The following is a 16,345-nucleotide window of genomic DNA, read 5'->3' as shown; positions in this document are numbered from 1 at the left end:
CAAATTCCCAGCCGATGAGCCGACTATCGGCGAAATTCCTTAAAGTTGGATTTCTAATATTTACGATTATGTCACTGAGAATGAGCGATGCCGGCGCCCGCCCCGAACGCAAGTCGCTGAAAATCATGATTTTCTATCGCGGCTGCGACAAAGTACAACCTGTCAGAGCAAAGCAAACTTGTTAACACTTGCGTGCGAAAACCAAGCGCCGATCAGCATTACCAGTGAAATGATCTGATATAATTGACTTTGGCGGCCTTCATCCGTATAAGCCGCCGCACGTCCGGTCACCCAAGGCCTTCATGGCCCGCCCGTTCGAAAAACAACGCTCCTTGCATCATGCAAATTCAAGAAGGGCCGCACTCCGCGGTGTTTAAATAAATGAAGCGTACCTACCAACCATCCAAGCTTGTTCGCAAGCGTCGCCACGGCTTCCGTGCGCGCATGTCCACGAAGGGTGGCCGCAAGGTCATCGCTGCCCGCCGCGCGCAGGGCCGCAAGCGTCTCTCGGCTTAAGGCCGGGTTGCCCGAGAAGAGATGGCGGGCGAATTGACGACCAGTGAGAAGAAACACACTGTCGGGCGGCTGAAAAGCCGCCCGCAGTTTCTTGCCGCGCGCGAAGGCGAAAAACGCCGCGGCGGCCTCTTCCTGCTCGAAGTGCTCGACCGGAAGGAACCCGACAGCCAGGCGCGCGTCGGTTTTACAGTCACCAAAAAACATGGCAACGCGGTCGAACGGAACCGTATGCGCCGCCGCCTGAAAGAGGCGGTGCGGCTTCATGCGGGATTTGCAATGCAGCCCGGACACGACTATGTGGTTGTCGCGCGCAGGGACGTACTTGATGCGTCCTTCCAGGAATTGGCCGCGGAGCTGAAGCTTCGCGTGGAAACCAGGCCGAAACACCGGCGCTCCGGAGACGGACGCCCCAGGAACGTATGATGGAAAACAACCGCAATTATTTCATTGCGATCGCTCTCTCGGTGCTGATCGTCCTCGGCTGGCAGTTTCTCTATATGAATCCGCGCATCGAAGCCCAGCGCAAGACGCAGGAAGCCCAGAAGGCGCAACAGCAGACCGAGCAGACGCAGCAGCCTGCGGCAGGCGGCGGCCAGGCACCTGCCCAGACGACCGGCGCGGCCCCGTCCGGCCAGGCGGCCGCGACGGCGACGCGCGAGCAGGCGCTCGAAAAGACGCCGCGCATCGCCATCGATACTGCTGCGCTTTCCGGCTCGATCAACCTTGCCGGCGCCCGGCTCGACGATCTGAAGCTCAAGGGCTATCACGAGACCGTCGACGACTCGAGCCCGACCATCACGCTGTTCAGCCCGGCCGAAACCAAGGATGGTTACTTCACGGAGCTCGGCTATATCGGCAGCGACGCCACGGGCACCGTCCCTGGTCCGTCGACGCTGTGGACGGCTCCGGAGGGCGCCAAACTCACCGAGAAGACACCGGTGACGCTCTCCTATACCAATGACAAGGGCCTGACCTTCACCCGCACGATTTCCGTCGACGAGCGCTACATGTTCACCGTCGTCGACAAGATCGAAAATACCGGCCAGGCGCCCGCCTCGCTCTCCTCCTACGGCCGCGTGATGCGCTACAACAAGCCGACGACGCCGTCCGTCTACGTCCTGCATGAGGGCTTTATCGGCGTCATCGGCGATGACGGCCTGATCGAAAGCAAGTATAGCGCCGTCGAGAAAGAAGCCGTGTCGCCGGCGAAATCCACCGGCGGCTGGCTTGGCATTACCGACAAATACTGGGCGGCGACGATCGTTCCGCCGCAGAGCGCTGCATATGAGGCGAAATTCTCTTATTTTTCTGACGGTCAGCCGCGTTATCAGGCCGACTACAAAGATGACGCCTTCACAGTTGCGCCAGGTCAGTCGATCGAGCTCAAGAACCTCGTTTTCGCCGGCGCCAAGGAAGTGCCTGTTATCGACGGCTACGAGGCCTCCTATTCGATCCCCAAGTTTGACCGGCTGATCGACTGGGGCTGGTTCTATTTCATCACCAAGCCGATGTTCAAGCTGATGGACTTCTTCTATCGCTTCTTCGGCAATTTCGGCGTGGCGATCCTGTGCACCACGATCGTCGTCAAGGCGCTGTTTTTCCCGCTCGCCAGCAAGCAGTACGCTTCGATGGCGAACATGAAGCGCATGCAGCCGAAGATGGAGGAGCTGAAGGCGAAATTCGGCGACGACCGCATGGCGCTGCAGCAGGCGACGATGCAGCTCTACAAGGACGAGAAGATCAACCCCATCGCCGGCTGCTGGCCGGTGGCGCTGCAGATCCCGATCTTCTTCTCGCTCTACAAGGTGATCTACATCACCATCGAGATGCGGCACGCGCCTTTCTTCGGCTGGATCAAGGACCTTTCGGCGCCCGATCCGACGACGATCGTCAATCTGTTCGGCCTGCTGCCCTTCGAGGCGCCGACCTTCCTGCATCTCGGTGTCTGGCCGCTGATCATGGGCGTCACCATGTTCCTGCAGATGCGCATGAACCCGACGCCACCCGATCCGACGCAGGCAATGATCTTCAACTGGATGCCGCTGGTGTTCATGTTCATGTTGGCAAGCTTCCCGGCCGGTCTCGTCATCTACTGGGCCTGGAACAACACGCTCTCGGTGATCCAGCAGTCGGTGATCATGAAGCGCCACGGCGTGAAGATCGAACTCTTCGACAATCTGAAGGGTCTGTTCCGACGAAAGACGGCGCCGTCGAAATGATGCCCACAAGCCCCGCTCCGGCGGGGCTTTTCATTTCCGGCCGCCTCGTACGCAAGACGCTGCCCGCCTGAAAGCTTGACATCCGCCCGTAAAACCACGAAGCCGACAGAAGACCGAACCCCGAGATTGCCGAGCCCGCATGCCCGAAACCGAAAAGCCGCTCTTCGGCCACCCATGGATCTTTATCCGCGGCGTCCCGTCGCTCAACTTCCTGCCGCCGGAAGGACCGCCTGAAGTCGCCTTCGCCGGACGCTCGAATGTCGGCAAGTCGTCGTTGATCAATGCGCTGGTCGGCCAGAAGGGCCTGGCGCGCACATCGAACACGCCGGGGCGCACGCAGGAGCTCAACTATTTCGTTCCGGACGGTTATTCCGGCGAGGCCGGCGACCTGCCGCCGACGGCGATCGTCGACATGCCGGGCTATGGTTACGCGCAGGCGCCGAAGGAGCAGGTCGACAAGTGGACCAAACTCGTCTTCGAATATCTGCGCGGGCGCGCGACGCTGAAGCGCGTCTACGTGCTGATCGACAGCCGCCACGGCATCAAGAAGAACGATGATGACGTGCTTGATCTGCTCGACAAAGCGGCCGTCTCCTACCAGGTGGTGTTGACCAAGACCGACAAGATCAAGGCGCCGGCCGTTCCCAAGCTGCTTGCCGAGACGGCGGACAAGATCCGCAAACGCCCGGCCGCCTATCCCTACGTGCTGTCCACCTCGTCCGAAAAGGGCGACGGACTCGATGATCTGCGCCAGGCGATCGCCGAAACTGTCGGGATCGCGAATTGGAAATAACGATCCGACCTCCATTATACTCACTGAGGCAGCTAAAAGTTTATTTTCCCGTCAAACAAAAATACCAAAGGTTGACGCGCCGGAATAGGCGACCTATATAGTGCTTATCGAATTTTGCTTGCTGGCTTGGTTATCGCGCGATTAGCACCGCGGCCTGAACGAACTTCCTTTCAAAAATCGTTACCGCCATCCGCATCGCGTTGACGCCTTGCGGTTTCTCAATATTGCTATGAAAGGGTTCATCATGACCACTGGCACAGTTAAATGGTTCAACTCCACCAAGGGCTTCGGCTTCATTCAGCCCGACAATGGCGGTGCTGACGCCTTCGTTCATATCTCCGCCGTCGAGCGTGCCGGAATGCGCGAACTCGTCGAAGGCCAGAAGATCGGCTTCGATCTCGAGCGAGACCACAAGTCGGGCAAAATGTCCGCTTGCAATCTCCAGAAGGCTTAAATCGGTATCTGCTTCCCTTTGACCACGGATGTACTGGCACTGCCGGAAGCACCGATTCATTTAAGGCCGGGCAATCTGCCTGGCCTTTTTGTTTTCGCTCGCAGTCGAGCCCTTCAATATCGGAGAAGAAATGACAGAAACATACAGCAAATCGCGTCAACGGGCGGAGATCGCCTTCGGCAACATCCAGTCCCAGTTTTTCGCGAAGAACAAGGCGATGGAAGAGCTGGAATCCCACGCCCAGTCGCAACAGGCAAAGACGATGCGATTGCGGGAAGCACGGCTGGCGAAGCAACGCGACGATCGCGCCTCGGCCATGTCTGCTCTCCTTGCGAAACGCGCCAAAGCCTTCTGATCACCGGAAAAAGGTCGCTGCGAGCCCTATGCGGCTACCCGCAGACATGCCGATCTGCGCCGGTTCTCGCGCACGAACCGCACCGCATCGCCTCAGCGGGTTCAAAAAGCGGCAACAGGACGGGCAGACCGTGCTGACAGTTCACTCATATCAAAGGACACCGCAATGGCAGAGGATACGAAGGAACTCCAGTCGATCAATACAGCATGGCAGATCGCCATCCAGGAGATTTTGCGCATGGTGATCCGAGACATGTATCATGGCGGCGGCGAGGCGTCGTTCAAGTCGCATATCAAGCGCATAGAGGAGGCAGCCGTGGACAGTATTTATACGGATTTGCGGCTGCGCGGGACGGACGAGTGGACGGAAGTTCTGGTCAAAGAAAGGGCCAGCAATTTTGTCACCACGCTACTGACCTCGTTCACTTTTGACCGGGCGTAACCTCGCGACCGACGCTGACGCATGATCTTGGGGCCAACAGAGGCCTGCCGACCAGTAACGTCGACCGTCGCGTTCACGGCAGCTGCAGAGCATCGAGATCCCTGACAGTTGCAGCATTTGAACACCGGCTGTTTAGACGTGCGACATCGATTGTGCTTGCGCCATCGCAGTTTTTGAAGCAACGCTTGATCTCATGCTGTTGAAGCGCAGCGGCGTCCGCGAGAAACCATCCATGACTGACAGCAAAGACGAAGCCCTTCCGCCAGAAGGCGTCGGCAACCTTCCCCATCTTGCCGAAGCCCTCGATGACGATCGGTTTCGACACTTTCTCGATCATGTCCCATTTGCAGTGGCGGTCTCCGAGCTCGGCACCTGTGAAAAGCTAATTTACGTAAACCTCGAATTCGAACGGCTGACAGCGCTGACCGCCAGACAGGTGGAGGGGAAACGCTGGACGGACATCGAGGTGAATTGCAGTGCAGTCTCCGGGGAGACAACGCTTGCAGCCGCTGTGACCACGGCGGAGGAATATATTGGCGCCTTCTCGCTCGTGGCAGAACCGGAAAGCGATGTGACTATCGACGTGTGGTCGAACACGATCGTCAACGATGATGACGTCCCGCTTTTCCGTCTGGTCGCCTTCGCTGCCCGCAACGAGGTGACGGGTGGCCAGAGCTTCAGCGAGCTGCTGGCCGAGAAGGATGTCCTTCTGCGAGAACTTCAGCATCGTGTGAAGAACAATCTGCAGATGATAACGGCGCTGATCCGAATGGAAGCGCGTAATGCTCAAAAGAACGAGGAGAGCGAGCGGTTTGCACGTCTTGCGGGTCGGATCGAAGCCTTGGCTCTGCTTTACCGCGCACTGTCGGACGAAGACAAAGGCGCGATGATCGATCTCGGCAGCTATGTGAGCCAGATCGCCGCGTCGGTCATGGCCGCCCACGCTGTGGAAGGGATCCGAATCGACATGAAGGTGGACACCTGGCCGGTTTCCGTGAACGTGGCAATGCCTGCCGGACTCGTCGTTAACGAGCTCCTGACCAACACATTCAAGCATGCCTTCGTAGGGCGGGATGGCGGAGAGATCATGCTGCGTTGTGTCGTCAGCGACACCGGATGCAGGATCACTGTCGCCGATAACGGGGTCGGCCTTCCTGAGAATGTGCCTTGGCCGAACCCCGGAAAACTGAGCGCCATGATCATCCAGTCCCTGAAACAGAACGCCCGCGCCCAGGTCGAAGTCAGCTCTTCCCCCGGCAGGGGAATGAGTGTCTCGCTCGCGTTCCCAAGAGTCGAAGCGGCCCAATAGCTATATCAGCGGCGCCGCCGCTCCATTAGCTAGCGGAACCGCTAGACGCTGGGCACCATTCGCAGGTGGTTTGGAGCGCGCCCGAAGAGCGCGCCCTCCGCCGATACACACACTTACATCTTCGGCAGCAGAACCTTGTCGACGACGTGGATGACGCCGTTCGACTGCTTGACATCGGCGATGGTCACATGGGCGACAGTGCCGTTTTCGTCGGTCAACGTGATCTTGCCCATATCCTCCCTGGCTTTGATCACGCAGCCGCCGACCGTCCTGATGTCGTGTTCGCCGCCGTCATCCTTGATCATCTTGGCGACGGTCCTCGCCATCGCGTCGGCCGCCACCACGTGGCAGGTCAGAACCTTTGTGAGCGTCGCCTTGTTCTCCGGCTTAAGCAAAGTATCGACGGTGCCCTTGGGCAAGGCGGCGAAAGCCTCGTTGGTCGGCGCAAAAACGGTGAAGGGCCCTTTGCTCTCGAGTGTGCCGACGAGACCGGCAGCCTTGACGGCGGCGACCAGCGTCGTGTGATCCTTGGAGTTTACGGCATTTTCGACGATGTTTTTGGTTTCGAACATCGCAGCGCCGCCGACCTTGGGGTTCTTCGCATAAGCGGCGAAGGCCACGGCTGAAATGGCAGCCGCGAAGGTGAGGCCGCGCAACAAATTCTTGGTCATGATTTTCTCCTCTGGCCGGGCACTGTCCGCCGGCTTTATGCCTGAGCGTCGTCCCGACATTTCGAACTACGAAAGGCAGCGCCGAAGAGTTTCAGGCAGGAGAGATGATTTTCGTTCTAGCCAGCGTTATGGCCGGTGCACCGTGCCGCTCGCGATGACCGGACCGGTCGCCTGCCCCGTCGGCGAACCGCCGAAAGGTTCGAGGCTGACGGCAAGGTTTGCGCCGTCGGCAAGATTCTTGCGCAGTTCGGCGGGAATGACGAGCTCGCCGCTTTCGCCCGGCTGGAAGACGCCGAGCGATTTCGGCACGCCACTGCCCGGCACCAGCCAGAGTTCCAGCGACTTCTCCTCCGGCTTGCCGGCTGCGACCGGCACGATCTTCAGCCGACCGCTCTGGATCTCGTAGGAGGCGCGGAGATTGATGGCGTTGTTTTGGCCCGAAAGTTCGGCGACCAGCGGTGCCGGCCCCTGCGGCTGGGGTACGAGGCCGGAGGCGAAGATGACGGCGCTGACGGCAACGACGATGCAGGCGAAGGCCAGTGAGCGCCAGAAGACCGCCGAATTCCACAGTCCCTGCGAAAAGGATCCGGGCTTTCCGGCATCGCCGAACAACCGAGACTCGATCTGCTTGAAGGTTTCCCGGCTCGGCGCGACGCCGTCATATTCGTCGTTGAAGGCGGAAAGGTTGGTTTCCCAGCGGCTGACGATGGCGGCAAAGGGCCGATCGTGGCGCATGCGTTCTTCCACCACCCGGCGATCCTGCAGCGATAGGACGCCAAGCACATATTCGCCGGCGAGAACCTCGTCGCGGGAGCGGTCTCCCTTGCTTTTGTCGGGCGATGTCATCGTTCCATGCACTCTCTCAGTTTCAAGAGGCTGCGCCTGAGCCAGGTCCGCATCGTGTTCAGCGGAACGCCGAACTGATCCGCCAGTTCCTGATAGCTCAGCCCTTCGACATAAGCCCGTTTCACCGCGACCGCACGATCAGCTTCCAACTCTTCCATGCAGGTGTCAATCCGCCTTCCTTCATCCCTCGTCACCGTCTGCCTTTCCGGGTCGGGTGCGGCATCGGCAAGATCGTAGGCGCTGTCGATTTCGTCGGCGACGGGCTTGCGCGCCCGCAGCGCATCGATCGACCGGTTGCGGGCAATCGCCGAGAGCCATGCCGAGGACGAACCCGCGGCTGCCTGGAAGCCTCGGGCCCGCTGCCAGATGCTGATATAGACTTCCTGCAGGGCCTCCTCGGCTTCCATGCGATCCTTCAAGATGCGCAGGCAGATCGCAAAAAGTTTCGGTCCGGTCTGGTTGTAGAGAGCCGTAAAGGCCGTGCGGTCGCCAAGCGCGACGCGGCCGATCAGGTCTGCAATCTCATCGCCTTGCATGCAGTTCCTCATATCATGCTCACGTATGCCGGACGGTCAGGGCCACCGGCTCCGCGCCAGATACGAAAAACTATTGCCCTCTGGATTATTCCCTCTGTCAGAAACTTGCGATAAAAGGCCCGCGATCAACTCCTGCGGGGTCCCCATGAACGAGTCCGAAAGCGAAATCCAGGCACGTCTTCTCGCCCAGGCGCTGCCTTTCATGCAGCGTTATGAAAACAAGACGATCGTGGTGAAGTACGGCGGCCATGCGATGGGCAATCCCGAGCTCGGCAAGGCCTTTGCCAGCGATATCGCGCTTTTGAAGCAGTCGGGCGTCAACCCGATCGTCGTTCACGGCGGCGGCCCGCAGATCGGCGCCATGCTGACCAAGATGGGCATCGAATCGAAATTCGAAGGCGGGCTTCGCGTTACCGACCAGAAGACGGTCGAGATCGTCGAGATGGTGCTCGCTGGCTCGATCAACAAGGAGATCGTCGCGCTGATCAACCAGACCGGCGAATGGGCGATCGGCCTTTGCGGCAAGGACGGCAACATGGTCTTCGCCGAAAAGGCGCGCAAGACCATTAAAGATCCGGATTCCAACATCGAGCGGGTGCTTGATCTCGGCTTCGTCGGCGAAGTGGTCGAGGTTGACCGCACGCTGCTCGATCTGCTCGCCCGCTCCGAGATGATCCCGGTCATCGCGCCCGTGGCGCCGGGGCGCGACGGAGCCACCTACAATATCAACGCCGACACTTTCGCCGGCGCCATAGCCGGCGCGCTCAACGCCACCCGTCTGCTGTTCCTGACCGACGTGCCCGGCGTGCTCGACAAGAAAGGTCAGCTGATCAAGGAGCTTTCCGTCGCCGAAGCGCATGCGCTGATCGCCGACGGCACGATCTCAGGCGGCATGATCCCGAAGGTCGAGACCTGCATCGATGCGATCAGGGCCGGCGTCCAGGGCGTCGTCATCCTGAACGGCAAGACCGCCCATTCCGTTCTGCTCGAGATTTTCACCGAGCACGGCATCGGAACGCTGATCGTTCCCTGATCAAGGCTGCGCCCTTCACCGGAACGAAGGGCGCATCTTCCTCACGTCGCGCACGGGCGCAGCGGCTGCCCAGCTCGTCCCTCCTCCCCGCGCTCGTTTATCCGGTGACCCGACGGCATAGGATTTGCCGGAGCAAGGTAGCGTAGCTTCTGCATCGGCTGCGTCGGAGATGAAGCGCCAAAGCCCAAGAGAGCCTCACCCCGGCCCCCGAAGGGGCCTCGAAGGGCGAGGCGGGTGCTCGGACGATTGATGAATGCAAGGAGCGGCGTTGGCGCGTGTCCTTCGAGGCTCCGGCCTTCGGCCTGCGCACCTCAGCAGAGGGAGGTTGGTGGGTGCCGCGTCCATGAAGAGATTGCCCGATGCCGCGGCTATGAGATGTATGCGGCGCCGGAATAGAGGTGTTGGAAGATGCCGTGGTTGTCGATCTTCGCGCGGATCCATCGCCCCTAAATGACGATATCCCGTTCGAGAGGTCGCAAATCGTATAATGAAGCCTTGGCAAGATTTCGAATCGTGCTTTAGGTTGCGGCCCGAAATATAAACGGGTCGAGCAAAAGATGCGCCTTACAGACTGCTATAATTTCCACGATTTCCGGCGCATGGCCAAACAGCGTCTTCCCGGGCCGATCTTCGACTATATCGATGGTGCCGCCGATGACGAGGTGACCTATCGGCGCAATAGCGCGGCCTTCGAGGCTTGCGATCTGGTGCCCGACGTCTTGCGCGGCGTGGCCGAGGTCGACATGTCGGTGACGGTCATGGGGCAGAAGCTCGCCATGCCGGTCTATTGCTCGCCGACGGCGCTGCAGCGGCTTTTCCATCACCAGGGGGAACGGGCGGTCGCGGCGGCAGCGGCAAAACACGGCACGATGTTCGGCGTCTCCTCACTCGGCACGATCAGCCTGGAGGAGGCCAGGCAGATCAGCGACGGGCCACAGGTCTATCAGTTCTATTTCCACAAGGACCGCGGGCTGAACCACGAAATGATGGCGCGGGCGAAAAATGCCGGTGTGCAGGCGATGATGCTGACGGTCGACAGCATCACCGGCGGGAACCGCGAGCGCGACAAGCGCACCGGTTTTGCCATTCCCTTCAAGCTCAATCTCGCCGGCATGATGCAGTTTGCCATCAAGCCGTCCTGGGCGATCGACTGGATGACGCATGAGGCGTTCCGGCTGCCGCAGCTCGAAAACCACGTCAAGATGGACGGCGGCGCGCTGTCGATCAGCCGCTACTTCACCGAAATGCTCGACCCCTCCATGTCATGGAACGACGTGGCTGACATGGTGCAGGCCTGGGGCGGGCAATTCTGCCTGAAGGGCATCATGTCGGTTGAGGACGCCAAGCGCGCGGTCGAGATCGGCTGCACCGGCATCGTGCTTTCCAATCATGGCGGACGCCAGCTCGACGGCTCGCGCAGCGCCTTCGACCAGCTCGCCGAGATCGTCGATGCCGTCGGCGACCGCATCGACGTGATGATGGATGGCGGCGTGCAGCGGGGAACGCATGTTCTGAAGGCCCTGTCGCTCGGCGCGAAGGCCGTCGGCCTCGGCCGCTACTATCTATTCCCCCTCGCCGCTGCCGGACAGCCCGGCGTCGAACGCGCGCTGGAGACGATGCGCACCGAGATCGAGCGCGACATGAAGCTGATGGGCTGCACCTCGGTCGACCAGCTGACGCGGCGCAATCTGCGCTTCCGCTCCTGAGCGCAAACGCGATGTCGCTGCGGGCCGCAACCTTTCGTGCGGATGCGGCCCTCGAGCGTATTGGCTTCAGAGCTGGCTATAAATCGCCGCCGCCGCCTGCTTCAGCTTTTCCATCATCGACCGGTAGGGTCCCGGCCCATAGCTGATGCGGCCGACGCCGAGCTTTGCCAGGGTTTTCACTTCGGGGGCGCCTGCCCGCATCATGATGTTGACCGGCAGCGACGATGCCGCGCAGATCTTTTCGATCAAGGCGGGCTCGATCAGGCCGGGCACGAAGAAGCCGTTGCCGCCCGCTGCCGCATAGGCCCTGCCCCGCTCGATCGCCTCGTCCACCAGGCCGGCATGTTTGGAGAGATCGCTCTCGGCCAGAAAAAGGTCGGTGCGGGCGTTGATGAAGAAGGCGATGTCTCTGCCGTCGGCCATGGCGCGAATGGCGCGGATGCGGGCCGCCTGGCTCTCGACAGGATAAAGTCCGTCGCCCGAGACCACACGGTCCTCGAAATTGATGCCGATGGCGCCGACCTCCATCAGCTCGGCGACATTGGCGGCCGCCCTGTCAGGATCTGCGGAATAAGCGCCTTCGAAATCGACCGAAAGCGGCAGGTCGACGGCATCGGTGATGGATTTGGCCGTCTCCACAAGCACCGACATCGGCAGTTTCTCGCCGTCGGCAAAGCCGTGGGCGGCGGCGACCGACCAGCTTCCCGTCGCAAGCGCCTTGGCGCCGGCATCGGCAATGGCCTTTGCCGTGCCGGCGTCCCAGATATTGTAGAGCACGATCGGATCGCCCTTCCGGTGAAGCGCGGCGAATGCCTTGGCCTTTTCAGTCTGGTTCATGCTGTCTCCTCCATCCTTGCTTGCGTACTGATCTTCTCTTCATGCCGCAGCAGCCATTGCTTGCGCCAGAGCCCGCCGCCGTAACCGGTCAAGAAACCATCGGCGCCGAGGATACGGTGACAGGGCACGATGATGGCAAGCTGGTTGGCGCCATTGGCGCGGCCGACTGCACGCACGACCTCCGGCCTCTCCATCTCCCTGGCGAGATCGCCATAGGCGCGCGTCTGCCCGAGGGGGATCTCCATCAGCCTTGCCCAGACATGCTTTTCGAAGGGCGTGCCGCCAAGCGCCAGAGGCGTCCTGAAGACGGTCAGCCGACCTTCGAAATAATCGCGGATATCCGCCTCGATCTGATCGATCACCGGGGTGCGGCCGATCGCGACGGAGGAGCGGACGCGCTTCTGCAGCACTACCAGTTCGCTCGGCAGCGCCTTGCGATCGTGAAATTCGAGAAGATGCAAGTGTGTTTTGTCGGCGACCGCGATTATCGGTCCGAGCGGCGTATCGAACCAATCGGCAAAGAGCAGTTCGCGATTCTGCGAGAGCGCCGGCGCCTTGCCGACGAGCCGCTGGAACGCCGACCGGAAACCGCTCGAAGATTCGTACCCGGCGTCGATCTGGGCATCGATGACACGCGCCCCATCCGCCAGCTGCCGGGCCGCTTCTCCGAGCCTGATATAGCGGACGATGTCATGGAAGGTCATGCCGAGCGCCCGCTTGAAGGCGCGCCGCACGGTCGAGGGATCATGGCCCCGGCGCACGAGCTCATCCTCACTCCAGCGAACCTCCGGCTCGTCGTCGAGCGCGGCAAGCAGCAGATCGACGACCGGTTCCCTGTCGGGCTGCTCCAGCGGCCTGCAGCGCCGGCAGGGGCGGAAGCCGGAATGCATGCAGGCGGCAATCGTCTCGAGGAAGAGCGTGTTTTCCCGCTTCGGCTTGCGCGCCGGGCAGGTCAGGCGGCAGAAGATGCCCGTCGTCTTCACGCAGACATAGGCTTGGCCCTCATAATCGGCGCTGCGCGCAATCAGGGCATCATAGAGCGTATCGTCGTCGGGGCGTTGGAAAAGCATGTGCGCTTTCTAACATCCAACGCCGGCCGCGTCCGCCGAAAATCGGGCGTCTATTTTTTCTTGTCGATTTCCTTGGGCGAGCAGCCGTGCGATAAGGGCGGCCATGACCAAGATCGACCGTACGCCTGAAAAAGCCGATTTCGAACACGTGACAGACTGGGTGTTCGACCTCGACAACACCCTCTATCCCCATCACATCAATCTTTTCGCGCAGATCGACAAGAACATGACCGCCTATGTCGCGGCGCTGTTACAGATGGAACGGGAAGAAGCGCGCAAGCTGCAGAAGCAGTATTATCTCGACCACGGCACGACGTTGCAGGGCCTGATGATCCATCACGGCATCGACCCGAACGACTTCCTCGAAAAGGCCCATGAGATCGACTATTCGGCGCTGATGCCACAGCCCGAACTCGGCGAAGCGATCAAGGCGCTGCCGGGGCGCAAATTCATCTTCACCAATGGCAGCGTCAAACATGCCGAAATGACCGCCGGAGCGCTCGGCATTCTCGAGCATTTCGACGATATCTTCGACATCGTCGCCGCCGATTACGTGCCGAAGCCGGCGCAGGCGACCTACGACAAGTTTGCGGCGCTAAAGCGCGTCGAAACGAACAAGGCGGCGATGTTCGAGGATCTGCCGCGCAATCTGACCGTGCCGAAGGCGCTTGGCATGCAGACCGTGCTGCTGGTGCCGCGCAATCTGGAAGAGACCGTCGTCGAATGGTGGGAAAAGACCAGCGGCGACGAGGATCACATCGATTTCGTCACCGACGACCTCGTTGCATTTCTCGGCAAGGTGACCAGATCCGGCGGCTGACCGCCAGGTTACGAAAGTTTCACCCAACTTACCGATGTTTAACTGGGTCTTTGAGGCCCGCTGCCGTAGCGTCTTTCGTGAGGGGACACCTTACGAAAGGGAAATACGATGTACCGCAACAAGCCGATACTGGCAGCGCTCTCCTCCGTCCTTATCTTCGGCGTCGCAGCCGGGGCAAGCTTTGCCGCACCGGGCGACGGACCGCGCCCGCATCATGCCGGCATGGACCGACCGGGCCGCGACGCCTTCCTTGAAATCACCTATGTCCGCATGCTCAAGGAGTTCGACGCGAACAAGGACGGAAAGGTCTCCAAGGAGGAGGCGAGCAGCGGCCTCGACAAGATCTTCGCTGCGATCGACACCAACAATGACGGGTCGCTGACGCCCGGCGAAATCCGCCAGTACCGCCAGACGCAGCTGCAGGCGATGAGAGATCAGCACAAGCAGGACGCCGGCGACGAGAAGGACGCGAACGCCGCGCCCGACATGCCGGACAGCGAATCCGGGCGGCCGCCGCGCGACGGCCATGATGGTCATCGCTGGATGCGCCACGGCGGCAACATCATGCACGCCTCGATGATGATGCATCGGATCGACACCGACGAAAACGGCCAGATTTCCAAACGGGAGGCGGTCGCCGCCTTCGACAAGCTGTTTACGCGGATGGACCGCGACAAGGACGGCGTCATCTCGATCGACGACATGCCGGATCGGCCGCTGCTGTAAGGGCGGACGAACCATTGCCCTTGCTCTTTCCCCGTTGCGACGGGGAAAGAGACGTGTCTTACGAGTGTTCGTAGAAATCCTGGACGATCTTCCATGCGGCGTCGGCGGTGTCGACGAAGCTGATCAGCTTGACATCGTCGGGTGCGATCGTGCCGAATTCGGCCAAGGCCTCGAAATTGATGATGCGGCGCCAGAAGGCCTCGCCGAAAAGGATCAGCGGCAGACGTTCCATGCGGCCGGTCTGGATCAGCGTCAGGCATTCGAAGAATTCGTCGAGCGTTCCGAAGCCGCCGGGAAAGACCGCGATTGCCTTGGCGCGCACCATGAAATGCATCTTGCGAATGGCGAAATAGTGGAAGTTGAAGCTGAGTTCCGGCGTGACATAGACGTTCGGAGCCTGTTCGTGCGGCAGCACGATGTTGAGACCGATGGAGGGTGCGCCCTCGTCGGCCGCACCGCGATTGCCCGCCTCCATGACGCCGGGGCCGCCGCCGGTGACGATGACATATTCCTGGAAATCGAAGCCCGCCGAATATTTCGAGCAGAGCCGGGCGAATTTGCGCGCTTCGTCATAATAGACGGAGGCCGCCTCCAGATTGGCGCGCTGGATCTCGTTGCGCGCCGCCCAGGCGCTCTGGCCGGGAGCGGGAATGCGGGCACCGCCGAACATGACGACGGTCGAGCGGATGCCGCGTTCGGTCAGCATCATCTCGGTCTTCAAGAGTTCCAGCTGCAGCCGGATCGGCCGCAACTCCTCGCGGCAGAGGAAATCCTCGTCGACATAGGCGAGGCGATAGGCCGGCGACAACGTCTGCGGCGTCTTCGGCACGGCTTCGGCGCGCTGCCTGTCGGTCGAGCTGCTCTTCAACGGGTCCCATACGCCGTCCTTGCGCCGCGAACCGCCGTTTCGTCCCTTTGCCATGTCGAAATGCCTTTCAGTATTGCCGGCCGTGAAACCGGATATGTCGCTATAACGCCTTGAATCCAGGTATGATCTTGTTCGAAAAATCATTCCGTTCTACGGGTGCATGCTGTAGAGCAGGACAAACCCACGCCGATCGCATCTCCGGAGACTCCGCCGTCTCCACGATAAAGATCGAAGTTTAAGGAATTCTCATGAGCGCCACCGACCTCGCATCCCTGGAAAAGACCATCGAAGCGGCCTTCGACAATCGCGACAATGTGAACGTGTCGACGAAGGGCGAGGTTCGTGATGCGGTCGAAGCGGCCCTCGATCTGCTCGATTCCGGCAAGGCTCGCGTCGCGACCCGCGGCGCCGACGGTGCCTGGACGGTCAATCAGTGGCTGAAAAAGGCGGTGCTCTTGTCCTTCCGCCTCAACGACATGGAGGTGGTCAAGGGCGGCTCCGGCAACTCCACCTGGTGGGACAAGGTTCCCTCGAAGTTCGAGAATTGGGGCGAAAACCAGTTCCGCGCCGCGGGCTTCCGCGCCGTGCCGAATTGCGTCGTGCGCCGCTCGGCCTATATCGCCCCGAATGCGATCCTGATGCCCTCCTTCGTCAATCTCGGCGCCTATGTCGGCGAAGGCACGATGGTCGACACCTGGGCGACGGTCGGCTCCTGCGCGCAGATCGGCAAACACGTGCATCTCTCCGGCGGCGTCGGCATCGGCGGCGTGCTGGAGCCGATGCAGGCCGGCCCGACCATCATCGAGGACAATTGCTTCATCGGCGCCCGTTCCGAAGTGGTCGAAGGCTGCATCATCCGCGAAGGCTCGGTGCTCGGCATGGGCGTCTATATCGGCAAGTCGACCAAGATCGTCGATCGCGCCACCGGCGAGGTGATGTACGGCGAGGTGCCGCCCTATTCGGTCGTCGTCGCCGGCTCGATGGCCTCGGCCAATGCGACGATGGCAAACGGCCAGCCGGCGCCACACCTCTACTGCGCCGTCATCGTCAAGCGCGTCGACGAACAGACCCGCTCAAAGACCGGTATCAACGAGCTGCTCAGAGATTGATGACACCGGGGCATTGATCCGGTAAACAGGCGACGT

At 60.8% G+C, this 16,345-nt stretch carries 19 protein-coding genes; 13 read left to right on the top strand and 6 right to left on the bottom strand.

Going from position 1 to position 16,345, the window contains the following annotated elements:
• Nucleotides 1-381 precede the first annotated feature (381 nt).
• From rpmH to NL154_RS00360, 8 genes are all read left to right on the top strand, one after another.
• Complete coding sequence (gene rpmH, locus NL154_RS00395; protein WP_008524438.1) at nt 382-516, top strand: 50S ribosomal protein L34; 135 nt, start codon at nt 382-384, stop codon at nt 514-516.
• 21 nt (nt 517-537) lie between these two features.
• A complete protein-coding gene (gene rnpA / locus NL154_RS00390; protein ID WP_210629400.1) occupies nt 538-939 on the top strand; it encodes a ribonuclease P protein component in 402 nt (133 codons plus the stop codon).
• Nucleotides 939-2,735, top strand: coding sequence for a membrane protein insertase YidC (gene yidC, locus NL154_RS00385; RefSeq protein ID WP_210629401.1), 1,797 nt, complete (start codon nt 939-941; stop codon nt 2,733-2,735). Before rnpA ends, yidC begins: the two co-directional genes overlap by 1 nt.
• A gap of 139 nt (nt 2,736-2,874) precedes the next feature.
• Nucleotides 2,875-3,528 carry a ribosome biogenesis GTP-binding protein YihA/YsxC gene (yihA, locus tag NL154_RS00380; RefSeq protein WP_434733404.1) on the top strand — a complete coding sequence of 218 codons (654 nt, stop codon included), beginning with the start codon at nt 2,875-2,877 and terminating at the stop codon, nt 3,526-3,528.
• Nucleotides 3,529-3,772: 244 nt separating this feature from the next.
• Complete coding sequence (locus NL154_RS00375) at nt 3,773-3,982, top strand: cold-shock protein (protein ID WP_016737600.1); 210 nt, start codon at nt 3,773-3,775, stop codon at nt 3,980-3,982.
• A gap of 130 nt (nt 3,983-4,112) precedes the next feature.
• The gene (locus tag NL154_RS00370) at nt 4,113-4,337 is read left to right on the top strand and encodes a hypothetical protein (protein WP_434733403.1); all 225 of its coding nucleotides are present in this window, start codon (nt 4,113-4,115) and stop codon (nt 4,335-4,337) included.
• 165 nt (nt 4,338-4,502) lie between these two features.
• The gene (locus tag NL154_RS00365) at nt 4,503-4,778 is read left to right on the top strand and encodes a hypothetical protein (RefSeq protein WP_210629405.1); all 276 of its coding nucleotides are present in this window, start codon (nt 4,503-4,505) and stop codon (nt 4,776-4,778) included.
• A 232-nt stretch (nt 4,779-5,010) separates the two neighbouring features.
• Nucleotides 5,011-6,087 carry a sensor histidine kinase gene (locus tag NL154_RS00360; RefSeq protein ID WP_434734129.1) on the top strand — a complete coding sequence of 359 codons (1,077 nt, stop codon included), beginning with the start codon at nt 5,011-5,013 and terminating at the stop codon, nt 6,085-6,087.
• A gap of 113 nt (nt 6,088-6,200) precedes the next feature.
• Here the strand turns inward: NL154_RS00360 and NL154_RS00355 are convergent, their stop codons facing one another.
• The 3 genes from NL154_RS00355 to NL154_RS00345 form a co-directional block, all read right to left on the bottom strand.
• A complete protein-coding gene (locus tag NL154_RS00355) occupies nt 6,201-6,758 on the bottom strand; it encodes a fasciclin domain-containing protein (protein WP_210629406.1) in 558 nt (185 codons plus the stop codon).
• Nucleotides 6,759-6,884: 126 nt separating this feature from the next.
• Nucleotides 6,885-7,604: an anti-sigma factor gene (locus NL154_RS00350; RefSeq protein WP_210629407.1), complete on the bottom strand. Its 720-nt coding sequence runs from the start codon at nt 7,602-7,604 to the stop codon at nt 6,885-6,887.
• A complete protein-coding gene (locus tag NL154_RS00345) occupies nt 7,601-8,140 on the bottom strand; it encodes a sigma-70 family RNA polymerase sigma factor (RefSeq protein WP_434733402.1) in 540 nt (179 codons plus the stop codon). Before NL154_RS00345 ends, NL154_RS00350 begins: the two co-directional genes overlap by 4 nt.
• Before the next feature lie 145 nt (nt 8,141-8,285).
• On the opposite strand from NL154_RS00345, the gene argB reads away from it, so the two are divergent.
• Nucleotides 8,286-9,173 carry an acetylglutamate kinase gene (gene argB, locus NL154_RS00340; RefSeq protein ID WP_210629409.1) on the top strand — a complete coding sequence of 296 codons (888 nt, stop codon included), beginning with the start codon at nt 8,286-8,288 and terminating at the stop codon, nt 9,171-9,173.
• Nucleotides 9,174-9,730: 557 nt separating this feature from the next.
• A complete protein-coding gene (locus NL154_RS00335) occupies nt 9,731-10,879 on the top strand; it encodes an alpha-hydroxy acid oxidase (RefSeq protein WP_210629412.1) in 1,149 nt (382 codons plus the stop codon).
• A gap of 66 nt (nt 10,880-10,945) precedes the next feature.
• Here NL154_RS00335 and NL154_RS00330 read toward each other — a convergent pair whose 3' ends face one another.
• Together NL154_RS00330 and NL154_RS00325 are read right to left on the bottom strand one after the other, a co-directional pair.
• Entirely contained in the window at nt 10,946-11,716 is a 771-nt protein-coding gene (locus NL154_RS00330; RefSeq protein WP_221145831.1) for an isocitrate lyase/PEP mutase family protein, read from the bottom strand.
• Entirely contained in the window at nt 11,713-12,786 is a 1,074-nt protein-coding gene (locus tag NL154_RS00325) for a bifunctional transcriptional activator/DNA repair enzyme AdaA (protein ID WP_434733401.1), read from the bottom strand. The genes NL154_RS00330 and NL154_RS00325 overlap by 4 nt, the downstream gene beginning before the upstream one ends.
• Before the next feature lie 103 nt (nt 12,787-12,889).
• Between NL154_RS00325 and NL154_RS00320 the strand changes: the two genes are divergently transcribed.
• Both NL154_RS00320 and NL154_RS00315 read left to right on the top strand, forming a co-directional pair.
• Nucleotides 12,890-13,606 carry a pyrimidine 5'-nucleotidase gene (locus NL154_RS00320; RefSeq protein ID WP_210629415.1) on the top strand — a complete coding sequence of 239 codons (717 nt, stop codon included), beginning with the start codon at nt 12,890-12,892 and terminating at the stop codon, nt 13,604-13,606.
• Between the two features lie 108 nt (nt 13,607-13,714).
• Complete coding sequence (locus NL154_RS00315; RefSeq protein ID WP_221163601.1) at nt 13,715-14,332, top strand: EF-hand domain-containing protein; 618 nt, start codon at nt 13,715-13,717, stop codon at nt 14,330-14,332.
• Nucleotides 14,333-14,390: 58 nt separating this feature from the next.
• Here NL154_RS00315 and NL154_RS00310 read toward each other — a convergent pair whose 3' ends face one another.
• Nucleotides 14,391-15,254, bottom strand: coding sequence for an LOG family protein (locus NL154_RS00310; RefSeq protein ID WP_221153756.1), 864 nt, complete (start codon nt 15,252-15,254; stop codon nt 14,391-14,393).
• Between the two features lie 194 nt (nt 15,255-15,448).
• Here NL154_RS00310 and dapD point away from each other — a divergent pair, with 194 nt between their 5' ends.
• Nucleotides 15,449-16,309: a 2,3,4,5-tetrahydropyridine-2,6-dicarboxylate N-succinyltransferase gene (dapD, locus tag NL154_RS00305; RefSeq protein WP_085776755.1), complete on the top strand. Its 861-nt coding sequence runs from the start codon at nt 15,449-15,451 to the stop codon at nt 16,307-16,309.
• Nucleotides 16,310-16,345 lie beyond the last annotated feature (36 nt).

It is taken from the genome of Rhizobium sp. YTUHZ044 (assembly GCF_051123975.1).
GTDB lineage: Bacteria > Pseudomonadota > Alphaproteobacteria > Rhizobiales > Rhizobiaceae > Rhizobium.
Note: the sequence above shows the minus strand (reverse complement) of the source record. Positions and strands in the feature narration are given on the sequence as shown.